The 20420-nt window shown below is 35.0% G+C and carries 18 protein-coding genes; all 18 read left to right on the forward strand.

Annotated elements, in window-relative coordinates; all coding sequences use genetic code 11:
• Positions 1–2: 2 nt before the first annotated feature.
• The 18 genes from AC0ONG_RS28900 (at position 3) to AC0ONG_RS28985 (ending at position 20418) form a co-directional block, all read left to right on the forward strand.
• Entirely contained in the window at positions 3–2741 is a 2739-nt protein-coding gene (locus AC0ONG_RS28900; RefSeq protein WP_474205179.1) for a hypothetical protein, read from the forward strand.
• A 78-nt stretch (positions 2742–2819) separates the two neighbouring features.
• Positions 2820–3047 carry a hypothetical protein gene (locus tag AC0ONG_RS28905; RefSeq protein ID WP_063539017.1) on the forward strand — a complete coding sequence of 76 codons (228 nt, stop codon included), beginning with the start codon at positions 2820–2822 and terminating at the stop codon, positions 3045–3047.
• 19 nt (positions 3048–3066) lie between these two features.
• Complete coding sequence (locus tag AC0ONG_RS28910; RefSeq protein WP_001001740.1) at positions 3067–3303, forward strand: pilin; 237 nt, start codon at positions 3067–3069, stop codon at positions 3301–3303.
• Between the two features lie 59 nt (positions 3304–3362).
• Positions 3363–3926 carry a hypothetical protein gene (locus tag AC0ONG_RS28915; RefSeq protein ID WP_098801175.1) on the forward strand — a complete coding sequence of 188 codons (564 nt, stop codon included), beginning with the start codon at positions 3363–3365 and terminating at the stop codon, positions 3924–3926.
• Positions 3927–3934: 8 nt separating this feature from the next.
• Positions 3935–4903: a hypothetical protein gene (locus AC0ONG_RS28920; protein WP_240678688.1), complete on the forward strand. Its 969-nt coding sequence runs from the start codon at positions 3935–3937 to the stop codon at positions 4901–4903.
• A 13-nt stretch (positions 4904–4916) separates the two neighbouring features.
• The gene (locus AC0ONG_RS28925; RefSeq protein ID WP_474205182.1) at positions 4917–6524 is read left to right on the forward strand and encodes a toprim domain-containing protein; all 1608 of its coding nucleotides are present in this window, start codon (positions 4917–4919) and stop codon (positions 6522–6524) included.
• 21 nt (positions 6525–6545) lie between these two features.
• Positions 6546–6947: a hypothetical protein gene (locus AC0ONG_RS28930; RefSeq protein ID WP_474205184.1), complete on the forward strand. Its 402-nt coding sequence runs from the start codon at positions 6546–6548 to the stop codon at positions 6945–6947.
• A gap of 22 nt (positions 6948–6969) precedes the next feature.
• On the forward strand, positions 6970–7326 hold the full coding sequence (locus AC0ONG_RS28935) for a hypothetical protein (protein WP_088338473.1): 357 nt from the start codon (positions 6970–6972) through the stop codon (positions 7324–7326).
• A gap of 15 nt (positions 7327–7341) precedes the next feature.
• Positions 7342–9654, forward strand: coding sequence for a VirD4-like conjugal transfer protein, CD1115 family (locus AC0ONG_RS28940; RefSeq protein WP_474205186.1), 2313 nt, complete (start codon positions 7342–7344; stop codon positions 9652–9654).
• A 132-nt stretch (positions 9655–9786) separates the two neighbouring features.
• Positions 9787–10485: a flagellar assembly protein FlaJ gene (locus tag AC0ONG_RS28945; protein ID WP_474205188.1), complete on the forward strand. Its 699-nt coding sequence runs from the start codon at positions 9787–9789 to the stop codon at positions 10483–10485.
• Between the two features lie 19 nt (positions 10486–10504).
• Positions 10505–11623 (forward strand): ATPase, T2SS/T4P/T4SS family, encoded by a 1119-nt coding sequence (locus AC0ONG_RS28950; RefSeq protein WP_063539227.1) that lies wholly within the window; start codon positions 10505–10507, stop codon positions 11621–11623.
• A 106-nt stretch (positions 11624–11729) separates the two neighbouring features.
• Complete coding sequence (locus AC0ONG_RS28955; protein ID WP_474205191.1) at positions 11730–12200, forward strand: thioredoxin family protein; 471 nt, start codon at positions 11730–11732, stop codon at positions 12198–12200.
• Positions 12201–12272: 72 nt separating this feature from the next.
• Positions 12273–12791 carry a hypothetical protein gene (locus AC0ONG_RS28960; protein WP_474205193.1) on the forward strand — a complete coding sequence of 173 codons (519 nt, stop codon included), beginning with the start codon at positions 12273–12275 and terminating at the stop codon, positions 12789–12791.
• 60 nt (positions 12792–12851) lie between these two features.
• Positions 12852–13613 (forward strand): hypothetical protein, encoded by a 762-nt coding sequence (locus tag AC0ONG_RS28965; RefSeq protein ID WP_098295457.1) that lies wholly within the window; start codon positions 12852–12854, stop codon positions 13611–13613.
• A gap of 15 nt (positions 13614–13628) precedes the next feature.
• Entirely contained in the window at positions 13629–17387 is a 3759-nt protein-coding gene (locus tag AC0ONG_RS28970) for a pLS20_p028 family conjugation system transmembrane protein (RefSeq protein WP_474205195.1), read from the forward strand.
• A 30-nt stretch (positions 17388–17417) separates the two neighbouring features.
• Positions 17418–17777: a DUF5592 family protein gene (locus tag AC0ONG_RS28975; protein WP_474205197.1), complete on the forward strand. Its 360-nt coding sequence runs from the start codon at positions 17418–17420 to the stop codon at positions 17775–17777.
• On the forward strand, positions 17752–18426 hold the full coding sequence (locus AC0ONG_RS28980) for a hypothetical protein (RefSeq protein WP_474205199.1): 675 nt from the start codon (positions 17752–17754) through the stop codon (positions 18424–18426). Before AC0ONG_RS28975 ends, AC0ONG_RS28980 begins: the two co-directional genes overlap by 26 nt.
• Before the next feature lie 12 nt (positions 18427–18438).
• The gene (locus AC0ONG_RS28985; protein WP_098295800.1) at positions 18439–20418 is read left to right on the forward strand and encodes a VirB4 family type IV secretion system protein; all 1980 of its coding nucleotides are present in this window, start codon (positions 18439–18441) and stop codon (positions 20416–20418) included.
• Positions 20419–20420 lie beyond the last annotated feature (2 nt).

Raw genomic sequence — 20420 nt, forward strand, 5'->3', positions numbered from 1 at the left:
ACATGAAAGTAAAACATTTGCTAATGGTAATTGGTTTTTCGTTTCTTTTTGCTTTAAGTTTTTTTAGCAACCCTACATATGGGGCGGCATATTCGCCCTATCCTTCTCATAACGTTTCTCCTGGAGAAGGTGGAGGAAAGGAAGAGGCTTGGAAAAGTGGTAGAAAGTTAGTATACGATGTTTATAGTGGTGTTGATGGAAAACCTAAATGGCAAATAACCAACAGGGATTATGGACGAGGAACGCAACCTTATTTAGAATTTACAGGTTGGAGTGCGCTAGTAGGGTATCATGAGCATAATGCTTCCAATCAAGAAACGTATTTATGGGCGTTGAATAAACGGACTGGTAAAAGTTATATTTATCAAGCTGAAATGACGGATTTAGATGCCTCTAAAGACTTGGAGTACAACCGACAAAACAGTACAGGGGAAGTTTATAATGCATGTCCCAAAGATGCTTATAACAAAAGTAACGATGAGTGTAACATGTATTATCATAATGTAGGATTTGTTGCGCACATCCCTTTAAACGAACTATTTCCTAATGGAACTACAGAAGATACATGGAATCTAAGGATTATTAAAAAGGTAGAAAATAATGTTGTTTGGGACTATTTAAAAGTACCATTTCAATTTAGTGATTTAGATTTCAGTCTTGGTAAAATTTCATTAGATTCTGGTTTAAATGCTGGAAACTTAGTTATGGCGAATGATGGAGTAGTAAGAAGGAATTATCCCCGTCAAACAGGTTGGTCTGGTGGAAGATACTTTACTATAAATGAAACGTATCAAAGGGTTGCGCAAAATGAATCGAATACCGTTGTATGGTATGGAGTAAGCTCTCCAGAAGAAGCTGGACAAACAAGATGGGCTGGTAGTGCGTATTGGATATTTGGAGGCCAACCAGCTGAATTATCCTATAAAATTGGTCAAAAAACTTGTCCAGACGGTTCAATTGTAAACTTGGACCAAACTTGCTCTATTAAAGTAGACATAAAGCATGTAGATGCTAAGTCTAATAAAATTTTAAGAGAAGATCATCATAAGATGAAGATAGGTTCAGATTATAGTTATACTCCAGAAAATAAAGGAGTATTTAAGGATTCACAAAATAATCCTTATGTTGCTGCACCTTTAAACCAGCAATATAAAGGAAAAGCTCCAGAAAACAACTTGAGTTTTACATTTACGTATAAGAGTTCTCTCACTGATCCAACTAGGATTGTAGAAATGGAAGGATCTACAGAAGGAATGGCAAAAGGTGACTATTTATGGGAGCTTAGACGTGTAGATCCAGCTAAACCGAGTCAAATATATGCAAGTAATAATTTTGAAATTACAGGTAAACATTATTCGGTTAGAAATGTCTTAAATCGTATAAGTACGAATGGTGTTTTTTCGGAGCAAAGTGATAAACCGATGGCACTTTTATTAGATTTGAAAAACCTACAAAATAAGAATATACAATATGATTCTTCTTATGAATATACGAATCATTACAGTGAAAATTATATGTGTAAAGATCAACAAGGTAGTGATTGCTTTGATTGGGTCTATAAGGATACAATAGCCGTTTGGTCCGAACCATATAAAAAAGTATTTGATTTAGTTAAACATTATGGTGAAAGCCTCCGACTTTTAGTAGACCCAAGTTTTGAAAAAATGTTCAATGTGACTGGCGCTAAAGATTTACAAAATATCACTGGCAACGGAGCATCTGGTGAAAAGGGTGGCAATCTAATTGTAGGTAAAAAGAAAGCAATTGATATGAGCAAGGATAAAACGAAAGTAGTCTTTAATAAAAATTACTACGAAAGATTTAAACAAGCTGCAACTTCAAAGGTTAAAGATGATAATAATTTACCTACGCAATCATGGATTGATATTTCACCAGGAACGATGGAATATGAAGTAGAATTACCCACTGATTCCCAAAAATCTAAGTCTTTCATGTATCAACGTAAAAATGGAGCGAATAGCTATTATTACGCTGTTGATGTTGATAAGAGTTTAAGAAGTACATATCAAAATCAAAGTCCATATGCGTATACGAAGTATGCATTACCTCTTCAACTAGAGAATATGAAGGATAAAGGCTTAGTGAATGATACAAAACGTAGCTATACTTTAAATTGGACTTCTGATTATTTCTTTGTCGGAAAACAAACAGGATTTATTCAGTCGTTTCCTTATACAAAGTATTTGCGAGATATGGAACAGGGTAAAGGAAAGTTACCATCAGCTGACGAAATTAAGAACATTGTAAATCAAGAAGCTAAAAAGAATTATGAACAGCAAACAGGACAGAAATTCAATGATACACTCTTACATGCAGATTCTAATAGCAAGGAAGGTTTGTATGGATCAAGAATAAACCTAAATCGTTACTACCTTCCTATTTCATCTGATTCAGCTTTAAAAGCCAAACAACCGTATGAGAATAAGGTTTTGTTAGCAAATATGGGCTTAAATGATGCCACTTTAATATTTGGACAAAAATTTAATTTCGAACGCTATTTAGTGGGGAGTGTCGTTGACGATGCTTATGTAGTAGAGCAACATGATCCAACGGTAGAAATTGCATCATATCCCCATCAAGTGAATGTAAAGAATGATCAGCAACCTAAGATTAATGCGATTACAAAGGCTCACTCAGCAGAAAAATTGTTTGAGTTTAGAAAGACTGATACTTTAAGTTTGTATGATCAATTGAAGAAAGTAATTAATTTAGGTATATAACTAAATTTATGTGTAAAAGGCCATTTTCCTTAGGAAAACGGTCTTTTTTTATGAATTCATTGAAAGGAGGTGATATGAGTGACGGAATATCAAAACCACAACACTCCAATTCAAGAAGAAACACAGGTAAAAAAGCCGAAAGTACAAAAGCCACCAACATTTAAAAAAATGGAAATTGCTACGAAAAATATTTTGGCAGCAAAGGGTATTAATTACTATGATTGGCTCCATGAAGCACATGAGAAGCTAGTCCAAGAAACAATGCTTGCAAATGTGGACTCAATTGGTTCACTAGTAAAATCTTAAAAAAAGGTAGGAAAATTCTATGAATGAATTTATTTCAACGATTGGTAATTTTACAAACACAATTAAACCTGTTGCGCCAGCGTTAGCAGGTTTAATTTTAGTTATTATTGGTATTATTTACATGGTTTCAAAAGATCCGCAGCGAAAAGAACAATGTACAGGCTGGATGATCAATGTAGTAAAAGGATTTTGTATTGTATATCTTGGAATCGCTATTGTTTCTTGGTTATCAGGACAAGTAGTAGGATTCGGTTGATAAAGAGGTCGTATGACCTCTTTATATTTTTTTTACAAAAAAACGGGGGTGTCCAACTTATGTGTTTAGAAAATGGATTAAAAATTGATTTTTATCCCAATCATAGTATGGGTAAAGGATTGATTGAAATTGTACAAATTAAAGCAAATGGTGAAAAAAAACCATATACATATCATTTATGTAGTAATAAAGATGCACAAGAGTTTATTCGAGATGTTAGAGAGAAAAGAAGAAGCTTCTTAATTGCTGAAGATGCTGGAACAAAAAGCTTCGAATTACTTGTAGGTGAAGAAGGTAATATAACATTCAGATACCCAGAGTGGAATACCATTAAAGAAATGGAAACACGTTTATTAAGTGTACATTGTAAAGTTAAATTTAAATTATTACCAGAATTGAATTTCAGAGAAATAGTGAAAAAATACGTAGATACTGAATCCAATAGATTGTTTGGGGGAGAAAAAATTTTTTTCCAAGAACGAGAAATTACGAAAGACAGTATTTTTAATTCTTATTTTGAGGATTTATATAAAGAAGAGAACTTGCAAGAGGATACTTATGATTTTCTTACATTAGAAGAGTGGATATATCAAAAAAATTTAATTAATGGGTGTGAAAAGTAAAGGAGGGAGTGATTTTGAGAGAGATAATTATAAAATTCTCAACGGAAGGTGAACGTTTTAGGGAACTTGATGAATCAAAAAGCTACTTTTTACAAGAAGCTGAGGATATTATTTTTCAATTGCGGCATAAAGTAAAGAGTAGATCACAAGAGATTCAGCCGAAACGATTTGGATTATATTTAAACGGGAAGTTTCTGTTGGATTCTAAGATTTCCTTTTCTGATAAGAACTCAATAGAGCAACAAATTAAAGATACCTTTCAGCGTACCGATGTATGGACGGATGATATAAAAAAGCAATATATAAAAATTCTAGGCGATTATGCAAAGGAAGAAAAACAGGCATTTCTTAATCAAGAATTTCGTTCGTTTATCTTTTTGAAGCGGGATTTATTTGAGAAAAAGGCAGATTTTTTATTTTCATTAAAACAATCGGAAAGGTTGTTCCAAAGCGTATATGCAAAGATTTCAAATGGTTTTTTCTCACAACTTGAGGATATTGTATCTTCTATGTTTGATTCTTACGAGTATATTGTACATTATTATAATTTACTAAATGGAAGCTATGAGGAAGTTGTAAAAAATAAAGAAGAATGGTTTGGAAGTGTAGAAAATTTCGAGAAATTTGTTCGTTTTGTAACAGCAAATTATTTTTCTATAAATCGTTCCAGATTAAAAGTAATACAAGCTAATAACCCAGTATATCATTCATTTCAAGATTATTTATTTGAATGGCGTGCTAAAACTGATTTTCAAGAATCACTAAAAGTCCATGAGAATATTAATCAAAAATTACAAAATAAATGGACAGAAGTACTTCTTAATGGTTCAACTTTTGTAAATGCCGAAAGTGTGGAAAAGTGGGTTGTTGAGAAGGTATTAAGGGAATTCTTTCAAGAAGAAGCAAAACGTGAAGGTTTATCAGAAGAGGAAAAACAATTTTGTGAGATAGCTGCTGGAACAGAAACTAGGTTTTAGGAGGTAAATCTTGGTGGCACGTTCAGAAGTAATGACTTATTCATATCAAAATGTCGAGGAAGCTTTAGCTGCTGTTAACGCTCAAAATCGCGGGCGTTATTTTTTATGCACTTGTCCAGAATGTAAACAACCCGAAGCCTTTATTTATAAAAATAATCCCCAATTTTTACAATGTAACCGTGAAAACGTGTGTGGTTCATCTATTGTGTTTGAATATGAAGAAAACAAAAAGGTGAATGTTTGGAAAGGGAAACAAGATGTTAAAGATTCTGAGATTACACCAGAACAAAAAAAAGAAATAGATTTGGTAACTAAGTTATTAAAGCATATTCAATATAATACAGAAAATAAGAGTCTTGAGAATTTTAGGGGAATGAGCAGAAACACGACACAAGCCTTTATCTTAGACTTGGAGCAAGAAAAGCTTGTGAAGAAAATGTTCGAAATCGCTCCTAATATTTTTTACTCGAAGAAGACGATGCAAAATGAAGGCAAAAAGATAAATTATGCCACCATTCCAGATATGGTTAAAAGAAATATTGTTCTTCCAATCTATGGTGATGACGGCATGATTGACAGAATTTTATTACGGTCAACAATCGATCCGAATTTAGCTAAAAAGGAAATTCAATTACAAGTAAATCCAAAATCAAATGCAAAGGATTATTTTAAAGATATTCCAGAGAAGGCATCACATATCGTAATTGGTGAATCTCCAATAGATGCATATTCCTTTCGTGAAATAGATTCTGGTGTTGGTATATACGCTCTTACAGGATCAAGAAAGTGGAGAAAGGTAATAGAAGATATAAAAAGTAATAAAGAAGCCTTGCAAGACAAAGTATTCATTATAGCGACAGATAATGATAAGGCTGGAATTGAGGCTAATGAGAATATAAAGAAAGCATTGGAAGAAGAAAACTTAAATTATAGGTCATTTAAGTATCAATTAGAAGATGTAAAAGATACAAATGAATATCTTCAAAAAAATAGGCTGGAATTTAAAAAAGCTTATGAAGCCATTAAACATAATATGTGGGATAAAAACTTAATAGATGCACCAAAATTAGAGCAGAGATTAGTAATTAACCGTTTATATCGTTCGGATCAAGAAAGTATTGATCGTACACAATTTAAAGTTAGTTATGAAGGGGTAACACTTCATAACATTTCATTTGATAATCCACCAGGAAGCGTGAATATTCCAGGGCTAGAAACTAATAAATCGTTTGTAGAAGTGGGTCGAGGAATGGAAGGATTTTTAAAACATATTGCTCAAAAAACACCGAAAAATCAAGATTATCAAGATATAGTGATTCCTAATAAAAACAGTAAACCAACAAAAATAAAGATGCTTTCTTATAAGAAAGAAAATGATATGACAAGGAAAGTGTCGTTTCAGATAGGTGAAATTATCGTTAGGGATGCGGAGGTTAATTCTTTACCAGGTGGCGAAGATCCGATGGTTTTCTATCCTCGACATTCTAATAGAACTACCTTAGTAACGGCAACTGAAGAATTTAATGCGAATTTAATTAAGATTGTGAAGCAATATGAAAAAAATATGGATAAACAGCCAATAGTGAAACAACGCTCTAACGAGAGTACTTTGGGGCGTTAGAAAGATAGGGGATGAAATACTATGGCAGTGCCATTTAAATACTTTTTCGTAATCGTAAGTGTTGCATGTATTATTTTAGCAGCCTCCATATTTGGTTTAAATCAAAATAGTAATACCAGGACTATTACAGAAGTAAAATCATTACTTTCAACGACGGCAGTGGGTCAATTAAGAGAATCACAAAAAATTGAACAAGATCCAAAAGAATTAGTCGCTAATTTAGTATCAGAAGTGATTAAAGTCCAAAAGAATCATGGTAATGATATTCGAATTAGTTATGTATTTTTAAATCATGCTGAAAAACCAACGGAGAAGTCGCATGAGATTGAAAGTGTTCAATTTAAAATTGAGCAATTAAATGAAGATAAAGAAGTCCGTTCACAAGCCGAACAGAGATTATCTTTAAATAAGGTATCTAATTAGTAAGGCAGAAAGGAGTTGTGACATGGGGGAACTGAAAGGTTTTATTCTTTCATTGCTTTTATTCATATCTATTTTCTTACCCTTTCAATTGTTTTTAAGCATCCAATCTATTCATCAAAATGCTTTTATGAAAGTAACCACCGAGATTCAGCAAATGGTTGATTCAGAAGGTGGCGTAACTCCAAAAATTCAAGGGGTAGCTAATAGATTACGTTCTAAAGGGTATGAACTAAATTTTAAAAATCAGAAGGGTGCTAATGTTTCTGGAAAACAGCCCGTTGGTACTGTTATCGAAATTCAGTATCGTTACAAATATATAAATGTATATCGTGAGCAAACGCTAGAAACGTCCAATTATGTTTCAGTTTTAAGAAGATAGGAAAGGAGGACGCTTGTGAAACAGTCAATAAATAAATTAGCCGAAACCAAAGTATTAATGCTTATTAGTATTTTGGTTTTATTTTTTAATTTTTTCTTTGCTAATTTCTTATTAGCATTTTTACAAAATATATTAGTGGTCTTTAAAGAATTTGCTCATCAAAATATGCAAGCAATGGATTTATTCCACCTTTCGTTGGAGGATTGTTTCAATTTTCAACGTGACATCATGACCTTCTATATAGGTGCATATGCACTTACTCTCTTTGGATTATTAAAATTTTGCTACAGCATGAAAACAAATTACGCAACAATGAATGAGAATCAGCATGGTAGTGCGGAGTTTGAAGATCCAAAAGAATTATTGAAGCAATATAAGGTTGTACCAGGAAGCGACAAAGAGTACAAAGGGGGAAGTGGTGTAATTGTTTCTGCTCTCCAAAAAGGAAAGAAATATCAACTTATGCTAGATACAGGCCCAGTACATACAGCAGTTATTGGTATATCCCGATCAGGTAAAGGGGAACGATACGTTTTTCCAACAGTCGATGTAATTTCTCGTGCGGAAGAAAAAGATTCCATGATTGTTAATGATCCCAAGGGTGAAATTGCTGCGGCTAGCTATGAAACATTGAAAAAACGGGGTTATGAAGTTTATATCTTTAACTTAATGCAACAGAAAAAATCAATGGGATTTAATCCCCTGCAGTTAGTCATTGAAGCGTATAAAAAAGGCGACACTGCTTTGGCTCAACAGTATGCTAATAGCGTAGCTTTCTCTTTATATCATGATCCAAACGCTAAAGATCCCTTCTGGAATAACTCTGCAAAATCTTTAGTAACCGCAATTATTTTAGCTATTACTAAAGATTCATTAAAAGTTGGAAAAGAAGAAAGAGTAAATATGTATTCTGTAGCCAACTTCCTTGCGACAAAAGGAAGTGATAACAATGAGGAAACAGGGGAAAATGCACTAGATATGTTTTTCCGAGCACGAGATGAAAATGATCCAGCACGTATGATGTATGCAACGAGTAACTTTGCCGCTGGTAATACACGTTCTGGTATTTTCAGTAATGCAATGGATAAACTGCAAATTTTTACATTAACACCAAATGCTAAATTGACATCTTATAATTCTTTAGATTTAACAGAGATTGGATTTGGAGATAAGCCAGTAGCAATTTTTATGGTGACACCTGATTATGACAAGTCAAATCATGTATTAGCTTCGATTTTTGTGAGTCAGGCATATCGTGTCAATGCTGAAAAAGCGACAATGAGTGCAAGTGGAAAAATGAAAAGAAAAGTACAGGTATTACTCGATGAATTCGGAAATATGCCAGCCATTGATGGTATGGACGGTATGATTACGGTTGGTGCTGGTAAAGGCTTCCGCTTCCATTTAGTTTTACAAGCATATTCACAAGTTAAGAGTTTATATGGGGATGAAGCTGACACTATTATTGGTAACTGTTCGAACCAAATTTATATCTTAACAATGGATAAATCTACAGCGGAGCACTATGCTGCCTTAATAGGGAAACAGACAATTCAAGACTATACTCGAAGTGGTAAATTCTTATCTACGGATAAGAGTACAAGTGAAAGTACAAAAGAACGTTATTTATTAATGCCAGATGAATTAATGCGATTACAGGAGGGTGAAAGTGTAGTCGTACGTGTAAATAAAAGGCAAGATAATAAGTTTGGAAAAATTGTACCAAAGCCAATTTATAATCGTAATGAAACTGCAGCTAAAGCTCGTTACGAGTATTTAAGTCAAGATTTTGATAATTCAAAGTCAGTATTGAATTTACCAATTATTTCAGAACATGAAAATATTATCTTAGAAAATATCGTATATACTGCAAAATCAGAGACTGATAGTTATGTATTAATGAAGGATTTAATGCCGAAAGATGCCATTTTAGAGATAAAAGACACTATTAGGACGGAGTTAGGGGACTTTATTCATGATCGAGCAGATATTGCTTTAAGTATTGTGGAAACTCATTTTGATGAATTCACATTCCAACAATGTTTATCGTTCATTGTATTTGCTTCCTATTTATCTTTAAAAACAAAAGTAGAACTAGTAGGTCAATTAAATGAGTATTTACCTAAATCGGTAATTGAATTATGGCGAGAAAGAGCAAAAAAATCTGATTGTTATAAACCGACGGCGGAGGGAGCCTTTATTCAAGTAGAGTCATCTGCAGAATATGAGGAACGTGAAGAAAATGCAGAGTATGACGAAATTGATGTAAGGGATCAGTGGGCTACTGTTGCGAGCGATGGTTGGGATAACGTTTCAAATGATGATTAATATAAACAAGGGATATAGATATGAATATTAAAAAGAAATTAGAAACAGAAAAAAATAGTTTGGAAATGGCGAGATAGGAAGGGATAATTCCCTTCCTTTTATTATTTATGGATTAAAAAGGAGTGAAAGAAGATGTTTGGAGAGATTTTGCGTGAAAAACATTTAGAAATGTATTTAGAATACTTTAATTTAAATAAAAAAGCATATCTGATTACAAAATGGATGTTAACTGTAGTAATTTTTATGGTTTATACATTAGTTGTAATGCTCACACAAAAATATATATTTTTCTTAGGATTACCAATAGTCGTAATAGCTGCCAATAAATATAACTATTTTAGTTTAGTGCTGCGTAATACAAATGCCAATATAGAGAAAACCTTTTTGTTTCCAGAGTTTTTGAGATATTTTTTAGGTTCATTAGGTACCTCCGGGAATGTTTATACAACATTAAAAGAAACAGCTCCCTATTTAAAAGGACCGATGCAAGCGCAATTAAATTTATTAGTTGAAAAGATAGAAAAGAGTAATAATCGGGAGCATTATATAGAATTTGCTGACTTTGTTGGGACAAGTGAAGCAAATATGGTTATGAGTATTATTTATGAATTTAGTGAGTACGGGGTAAAGAAAGAAGCTTTACAAGAGTTAGAAATGTTTATTGATCGTATTCAAGAAAATAAAGTTAATGAGCTAGTTGATAAAAAGGTCGAAGCAATGGATATATTTTCTGTGCCCGCATTATTTTTAGCTGTAGGTTTTGTTGCTGGATTTGCAGGGATAATTTTTATCTATTATATGAATCAAATTTCAAATGCCATTACATTTTAATTGAAGGGAAATGAGAATTATGAATATCCAAATGCAAAAACAGCAAAGGGTAGAAAAAATTTTAGCAGAAAGTTTTTTAAAAGTATATCTGAAGGATAAAGATATTACGGATATGAAATGGAATGGTTCTTTCTTAGTAATAGAGAATCGAATGACTGGAAGATATAGACCTAAAGAGCAACCAACGCAAGAAGAAGTGAAAAGTTTGATAAAACAAATTGCTGATATTCAAGGTGATGAATTTACAGAAAGTAATCCAATATTAGATACTGCCTTTGGGAATTTGCGAGTGAATGCAATACATCCAGTTTGTGCGAACGGTGGTACATTCGCTATACGTGTGAGTAAACCACATTTAGCAATTCCTGATTTATCAGGACTAGTTAATAAGGATGTAGCAGTACTCTTAGAATTATTAATGAAGGCAAGGGGTAATGTCACAATTAGTGGTGCAACGGGTACGGGGAAAACAGAATTACAAAAGCTATTGGTAGGATTTATGAATGATGATGATGCGATTTTTTTAATTGAGGATACACCAGATAGTCACTTGAAAGAATTGTATCCACATAAAGACATTAGTAGTTTAATAACCCTAACTGGTGATGATAGGGAAAAAAAGATAGATATATGGGATTTAAATAAAGCTGGTCTACGTAATAACCCAGATTGGATTTTAATTTCAGAAACTCGTGGCGTTGAGGCTGCTGGAGTATTAGATAGTGTCAAAACGAGTCATTCTATCATTACAACTCTCCATGCCAAGAGTGCAGCAGCTATTCCGAGTCGATATATTCCAATGATGAAACAAGCTCCATCGTATGCTAAATCGGATGATCTTACAATTGCAAGGGATATTGTGGAATTATTGCCATATGGAATTCAAATGAGCAAAGAAAATGTAAATGGTAGTGTTGTACGTGAGATAAAGGAATTCGTGGAGTTCATAGAATATAATGATAAAGGCCTTGTATATCGACACATATACCAGAGAGAAAATGAATGGAATCCAGAATTAGAAGAGTATGAAACAATTGAAAAGATACAACCCATTTCAGAACGGACGATAAAGTTGTTGAGAGATGCTAAGCTCTATCATTTGCTACCAGATGTATTTAAGGAGAAAGCAGAAAAATAGGAGTTTCTTGCAAGTTTTATGAAATTATCCTGAAAGTTTGTTGAGAGAATAGAGCTAAAAAAAGCTGATACCATGTTAATATCAAATAATTTAGGTGGGATAAATGATGAAAAGATTAATCTTCATGTTATCAGCTATTATTGTAGCTTTTGGTGCTTTTATGGCTTTTGATACATATAAAAGTGCACAAAAACAAAAAGCAAGTCCATACGTAAACAAACAAGTGTCTATGCAAACTTTAGACCAAGCAGAGAAAGATCCGTTTTACCAAAATATAATTTTGCCTGAGCAATTAAAGGAAAATGAGAAAGTTGGACAGAATGAAGTGGTTTATTTCTTTAGTCCAGTATGCTCATATTGTGAAGCACTAGAGCCTAATTTGAAGGACACGGTAAAAAAATACTCTAATACGAAATTTAGTTTATATAATGCTTATGAGTTCAAAGAAGGATGGCGTGATTATGGTTTACAGGGAACGCCTACATTGATTCATTTTAAGGATGGTAAAGAGGTAAATAGGCTAGTAGGATACCAATCTAAAGAGGCAGTAAATCAATTCTTTGACTCAATTAAATGAGAATAAGTCTAGTACATGCAGCTGTAAATTTAGTAAACTATAATTATATAGATTTATAAATATACAGTTGGAGTGATTGAGTTGAAAATTATAAAATCAAATTGGATTATTGCACTAGTAATTCTATCTATAATGGTTGTAAGTGGCTGTTCTAAAGATACAGATGGAATAAGTAGTGGATCTAATAAGAATGAGAAGTCTGTTAGCGCTGGAGTAGTGGAAATTTCATATGATGAATTAATGAAATTAGTTAAAAAAGAAGAGCCTGTATTTGTAATGATGGCTCATAATAGAGATCTTCAAAATTCAAATGCAAAACAAGTTTTAGATTATGATGCAAAACAATCGGATAAAAAAGTGTATCTCTTTTCTTGGGAAGATGCGCCAAAAGATTTAAGCTGGAATCCAAATGTAACAAGTAAAACAAGAGACGAATTTGAGAGTATAGGTATAACTGAACCAAAAAGTAGGTATTCAGTTTTTAAGGATGGGAAAGAAGTTAATGGTTCAGGAACTAATTTTAGTGGAAATACGAGAGCTTTTGAAAAAAGAGAATTTAGCAACACAATTAAAAAGGCAATAGATAAATAATTATTTTGAGAACTTATTCTAAAGAATAGGTTCTTTTTTTATTAAAGGAGGTTTATAAAAGTGGCAAAATCAAAAAAGAAAAAATTATCTTTGTGGCAAGAAGCAAGGTTGCTATTTAGTGGATGGTCGATAGTAGGATGGTTAGCATTTTTATTTATTATGCATACAGGGTATGTATACATAATTTTGAAGGATATTCCTATAAGTATAATTGCAGGTAGTTTGGGTTCAGTAATATGGTTCTTTGCCTTTACTGTTGCAAATAAGAAAGTCAGAGTTTATCAATTTCAATTAAATGAGCTATTAAAGTATGCAACTAATATGTCTTTCTTTATGCAGTCGGGGAAAAATCCATATTATAGCTTAATAGAAACAAAGAAAACATTAGATATTTCTATTCAAAAAGAAATTGATAAAACACTAGCTAAATTGGAAGAAGAGGCAAAATTAGATACAAAACACTTTGAAAAGTATAATTTCCCAGCTTTGAATCAATTTCATAAAATTTTAAAGATTAAAGATGAAAAAGGTGGTTCAGCAAGGGAAATGTTTGGCCGAGTTATTAAAAGTATGAACTTTGAAATCTCAAAGCGTGATGATCTACATCGTAAGAAGAAAGGTAAAGCAAAAACAATCTATATGATTATTGGTATGGTTGGCGCAATGCCAGTTATGCTCGATTTAATGACACCTAATATATATGAACAATTTTTATCAGTGAAAGGACCAGCTACTATACTGCTCCTTCTTTTTTATATAGTAATACTTTTCACTTGTAAGTTCGCACAAAAGAAAAAAAATGATATTTCAATTCGATTATAGATAGAGGTGAATGAATTGACTAAGGAAGAAATACTAATTCAATATCAAGATATATTAGACTTGAACGGGATTGCGAGTAATATATTTCGTTGGTTAGGTCAATGGCTTTTATGGGGACTTCTTTATATAAATGAAATTGTAGAAAAGGTAGTAGTACAAGTTATTACAAGTAATGATTTCTTTCAATATTCGGAAATAAATAATCTTAGGAACGAATTGAGTTTAGTAGTATGGGCAATTTTGACTGTTACCATAATAGCAGTTGGTTACCAACTGATGTTTAATAAAATAGAAAAAAGAACGAACGTTATATTAAATGGATTACTTTCAATATTATTTCTTGTGGGTGGTCCAATTTTAATGGACAACCTAAATAAAATTGCAAGTGCTGGTGTAAAAGACCTACATGGGACACCAGGTTCGTTAGGTGCAAGTATTGTTAAAAGTAATTTAGCAGATCTTAACTTTTATGCTAAGACGGATTTTAAATTGGCCGATCCAGAGGGAAAAAGAATTAATGGTATCTCGGAAGAAAATATTAAACATATTGATTTTAATGAAACAGTAGATGCAGATTTAGCGAGCGGTGAGGCAGAAGATGCCTTAAACCGCAAGTTAGTTCTCTCATATGATAATAAACTTGAAACAGAAAAGCTAGATAATGGATGGTTTGATGTGTTCGAAGAAGCTTACTATAGATGGAGCTTAAATTGGGGATCGGTGTTACTCTCACTCACTGTTACTGCTTTTGCATTACTAATTAGTATAGTAAAGGTTGGGCGAATTATCTATGAATTGGCTTTTCATAATATATTTGGAGCACTAGTAGCCGCAACTGATATTAGCAGCGGTCAAAGATTAAAAAAGATAATAAATGAAATTTTTAGCTGCTATGCAGTCATTTTTTGTATGGCGTTACTTTTAAAAATATATTCCCTTTATATAGGATGGCTAGCTACAAAAGATTTTGGCTTTATGGGTTGGGGAAATGCACTACTCCTTCTTGCTGGATCTTGGGCTGTAATAGATGGGCCAAATATTGTTGAACGTATACTTGGCATTGATGCAGGCTTACAAAGTGGCTGGAAGACCATGATGGGCGGTATGATGGCTGCCAAGGCTGGATTTGATGTTGCAAAAGCGACAGGGAAAATGGTGAAAAAAGGGGCAACAGGAACAGCAGGTATGATTAATAAGCTGAGAGGGAAAGAAGAACCAGCAGGTCCACGGATGCCAGGTGTTGGAGATAATGATTTAAACAATTTTGATATGAAAAATGGTAATAATAATAATGATAATGATGAGGATGGAGATAATGGTCCGCCACCTTCTCGCGATGGGGGTGCTATTGATAGCCCTGACGATTCAGAAGAGAAAGATAAGACAAACCCAAAAGGTCGAGGTGGTGCAGAAGCAATACCAGGTACATCTTCAATCGGTAGCGGAAATAATAAAGACGTAAAAGGAAAGAATGGTTCCAACGTTAATCCTGGTGGATTTTCAACAAATGAGGAATCGTTATTTGATGGAGGGAAGTCTAATATTCCATTACCAATACCGGTTAAATCAAATATAGGTCCAAAATCAGCAGGATCAAAGGCAGGGGTTAAGAAACCTGCAAAGAACGGTGAAAAATCAATTGATAAGATTACACCAATGAAAAACCAATATGACGGACCGATAGGACCACATCCAGCAGGACCAAAAGCAAATGGATCACAATCAGCGATTCCAGGAAGAGAACAAGGAGCTGCGAATGGACCAAAAGTAAATGAATCACAACCAGCGATTCCAGCAACGGGACAAGGAGCTGTGAACGAACCAAAAGTAAATGGATCACAACCAGTGATTCCAGCGACGGGACAAGGGGCTGTGAACGGATCAGAAGCAGCTCCATCACAACCAGCGATTCCAGCAACGGGACAAGGAGTTGTAAGCGGACCAAAAGCAAATGAATCACAACCAGCGATTCCAGGAACAGGACAAGGAGCTGCGAATGGACCAAAAGTAAATGGATCACAACCAGCGATTCCAGGAACAGGACAAGGAGCTGCGAATGGACCAAAAGCAAATGGATCACAACCAGGGATTCCAGCAACGGGACAAGGAGCTGTGAACGGATCAGAAGCAACTCCATCACAACCAGCAATTCCAGCAACGGGACAAAGAGCTGCGAATGGACCAAAAGCAAATGGATTACAACCAGCGATTCCAGCAACGGGACAAGGGGCTGTGAGTGGACCAAAAGCAAATGGATTACAACCAGCGATTCCAGCAACGGGACAAGGGGCTGTGAGTGGACCAAAAGCAAATGAATCACAACCAGCGATTCCAGCAACGGGACAAGGAGCTGGAAACGGGCCAGTAGTAAACCAACCAAAAATACAGGCAGCGCCTAGTCAATCCGCACCAGCGCTACAAGGTTCAGTGCCAACAATGAGCCAACCAACACCGAAGGTACAAGGCTCAGCACCAACAATGAGTCAACCAACACCGAAGGTACAAGGCTCAGCACCAACAATGAGTCAACCAACACCGAAGGTACAAGGCTCAGCACCAACAATGAGTCAACCAACACCGAAGGTACAAGGCTCAGCACCGACAGTGAGCCAACCAACACCGAAGGTACAAGACTCAGCACCAACAATGAGTCAACCAACACCGAAGGTACAAGGCTCAGCACCGACAGTGAGTCAACCAGCACCAAGTGTACAGGGTTCAGCACCGACAGTGAGCCAACCAGCACCGAGTGTACAGGGTTCAATACCAACAGTGAGCCAATCCGCACCGAGTGTACAGGGTTCAATACCAACAGTGAGTCAACCAGCACCGAGTGTACAGGGTTCAGCACCAACAGTGAGTCAACCAGCACCAAGTGTACAAGGTTCAGCACCAACAGTGAGTCAACCAGCACCTGCGGTAAAAGGCTCAGCGCCAGTGATGGGTCAATCCGCACCAGCGCTACAGCGCTCAACACCGACAGTGAGCCAGCCAGCACCGAGTGTACAGGGTTCAATACCAACAGTGAGTCAACCAGCACCGAGTGTACAAGGTTCAGCACCAACAATGAGTCAACCAGCACCGAGTGTACAGGGTTCAGCACCAACAGTGAGTCAACCAGCACCGAGTGTACAAGGTTCAGCACCAACAGTGAGTCAACCAGCACCAAGTGTACAAGGTTCAGCGCCAGTGATGGGTCAATCCGCACCAGCGCTACAGCGCTCAACACCGACAGTGAGTCAGCCAGCACCAAGCGTACAAGGTTCAGCGCCAGTGATGGGTCAATCCGCACCAGCGCTACAGCGCTCAACACCGACAGTGAGTCAGCCAGCACCGAGTGTACAGGGTTCAGCGCCAGTGATGGGTCAATCCGCACCAGCGCTACAGCGCTCAACACCGACAGTGAGTCAACCAGCACCAAGTGTACAGGGTTCAGCCCCTGCAGTGAGTCAACCAGGACCAGCAGTAAAAGGCTCAGCGCCAGTGATGGGTCAATCCGCACCAGCGCTACAGCGCTCAACACCAACAGTGAGCCAACCAGCACCAAGTGTACAGGGTTCAGCACCGACAGTGAGTCAAAAGAAAGTCGTTCAGCAAGAAAATAAGGTTATTCAAAAGACTGAGATTGTACAAGAGACAGAAGCAATTCAAAGAAATCATGTGAAGCAAGAAACAGGAAGTGTCTTACAAGAAAATAATAAACAGACTGTATTACAAATTGAGCGTTTGGATGATAATGCTGAACAAAAGTTTAGCGTTCATGAAGATATGTAAGTACTAAATTATAGAAAGGTGAAGATGTAATTGAGCTATGAAATCCCTAAAGAAATAAAATCACCTATCAAGTTAATTTTTTCACTGTACGCAAAGGATTTATCCATCATCGGCGTAGGAACATTGTTCCTATTAAATGTGGGCAGTGAATTTGTTCATAATTGGTTTGCCATTCCCTACTATATTGTAGGGTTTGGCGCTTTACTTTTTATGGTTATGAGTTCTTCCACCAATCCAGGAAAACGAAATTATGTTGCATTATATTTTTTAATTAAACGTAATAAAACTACTTATCATTCTATTGATGCTAATGCGATAGAAAATGAATCTAAATACTCGAATGAAAATAAGGAGGAAAAGAGAAATGAGTACGGAGCCAAAATTAAATGATGCTGCAGGTGTTCCAACAATAGTTGTACCTGTAATAACAGATGAAGAAAAACCAGAGAAATCTGGTTTTTTTTCTATAAAAAAGAAAGAAAAGAAACCGAAAAAGAATATAAAGAAAGAAAAAAAAGAAAAAAAGCCAAAGGTTCGAGTGCCAAACCAAACGATAAGCATGCTTCCTTTTGTACGGTATGAGGGGAATCATATTGTTCTAAAAAACGGATTCATGGATATTTTACAAATTACTACTACTGATTTAAATACCCTAAATGAATCGGATGAAATGATGATGATCTATCAAAGGGTTAGGTACATGCGGAGTTATGCGTATGATTATAAAGAAGTATCTTTAAATTTTCCTTCTAATACATCTATCCAACAAGAGTATTGGAGGAAAAAAAGAGAAGAAACGCAAGATCCTATTAATCATAAATATATCGATCGTAAATTATTTGAATTGAACTTTTTAGAAGAAAAGAGAACGGATAGGGAGTTTTTCCTATTTATCTATGGTAGTAATAAAGAACAATTATCAGAAAGACGTAGGATGGCAGAGAACCATTTTAAAAATTCCTTTCCATTAGTAAGAATCACAAAAGAAAAGAAAATTGATGTGCTGTGTGTACTAAATAACCAAAATTCTAAATTGTAAGGAGGACTAATCATGGCGTTTGAATTAGCTAATATCATTCCAATGTTAGATAAAAAGAAAAAGAAGGGGGATCAAGATGAAAATAAGCAAAAACAGAAACCTGATTTAGAATTTCTTGCAAAGATTCAACCGAAAGGCGGTTTAAGATTTGGTGATAACTTTGTAAGAAAAGGAGACGGTTATGAAGCTTGTATTCACATTGTTGACTATCCTACTAATGTAGATGCAAAGTGGATGAAGACGATTACTACAATGAAGAACGTTATAGTGGTTACAGATGTTTCTACAATGGAGAGAAGTGAGACCGTAACCAATATTAATAAGTCTATGTTAGAACAAAAAATGCGTTTTAGTAATGAAAAACAAGGGATTGCTCAACTAGATGCTGTTCAAAAACATGATGAGTTAACCAAACTATATCACCAAATATCACAATTAGGAGAAGTCATTAAGTTAGTTCATGTTCGTTTATACGTTCATGGAAAAACGACTTTAGAATTAGAGAAGAGTGTTGGAGACGTTTTAACGGAGCTGGAGGCACAAAGCTTTAAGGGGACGGTACTTTTAAATGAGCAAGAGCATGAGTGGAAAGCTTTATTTGGCCCGTATGAAGAACAAATTACATACGCAAATAAGAGAGAAGGAAAGGGAATGCCTGGGCTTACATTAGCCGCTGGGCTTCCCTTTCATTATGCGCAATTACGTGATCCGCGAGGATCTTATCTAGGGACTACATTTACAGGTGGTAGCGTGTTATTTGATTTGTTTCATAAAGATAAGCAACGTAGATACTATAACGGTGTACTCATTGGAGAAATGGGTTCAGGGAAAAGTACACTTCTGAAAAAGTTGTTTTTAGATAATAAAATTAGAAATAACTTTATTAGGGGATTTGATGTAACAGGAGAATTTGAGACGTTAATTAAAGAAGTAAACGGGCAAATGGTGGCACTTGATGGTACACAAGGTTTAATTAACCCGTTGCAAATTTATCGTTCAAGGATAGACGATGAAGATAAAAAAACAATGGAAGAAATAGAGACACATTCTTTCTTACAACATCTTTCTAAGGCAGCTACTTTTTATTGTCTGTTATCTCCACAAGTTACGGATGCGGATATCCAGGAGTATAAAAAAGTACTTAGAGAGTTCTATGAATCATTAGGATTCTTAGAAAAAATAAAAACTACAGGTGTAACTAACTTGAAAAATGAAGAGTATCCTATCTTTTTAGAATTACTCGAATATGTAAAGAAAGAGCTGTACTCGAATGTGGAAGAGAGAATTATTAACCCTGGATTATCCCTTTCTAGATCAGCTAGGCTAGAGAAAATCGAATTAGCTCTTGATGATATTGTAAATGGATACGGTCATCTATTTAATGGACATACAACGTTAGAAGACCTAACAAATGAACAAGTTGTATTCTTCTCTGTAAAATCATTACGTAGTCTGGAGAAAAAAGTTTTTAATGCCCAAATGTATAATGCATTTAGTTTGATTTGGGATCACCTCATTCAAATTGGTGAACCGCAACGTAAAGGAATTTATAAAGATGGCTTTGACTTTGATCTTATAAGACGTTTGTTAGTTATTTTAGATGAATCACATTTAACGATTAATACGAGTAACCCAATTGCGGTAGATTTTATACTGGAATTTGCGCGTGAAGCCCGTAAGTATTTTGGTGGGCTTCTTTTTGCTTCACAATCAGTTCGAGATTTTGTGTCAGATGCAAAGGATAATGAGGTAGCAATTAAAATTAAAACACTATTTGAACTAACCCAGTATAAGTTTGTCTTACAGCAAGATGCGAACTCATTAGATACGCTAAGGTACATTTTCCAAGGTCAGTTATCCGAAAGTGAGTTAAGGCAAATTCCATTATTACAGCAAGGAGAATGTGTTTTAGCCATTAAAGGTGTGCAGAACTTAACAATGACAGTAGAAGCCTCCGAAGATGAAATAAACCTCTTTGAAGGTGGTTTATAATG

This window comes from Bacillus sp. TCT6, assembly GCF_056033845.1.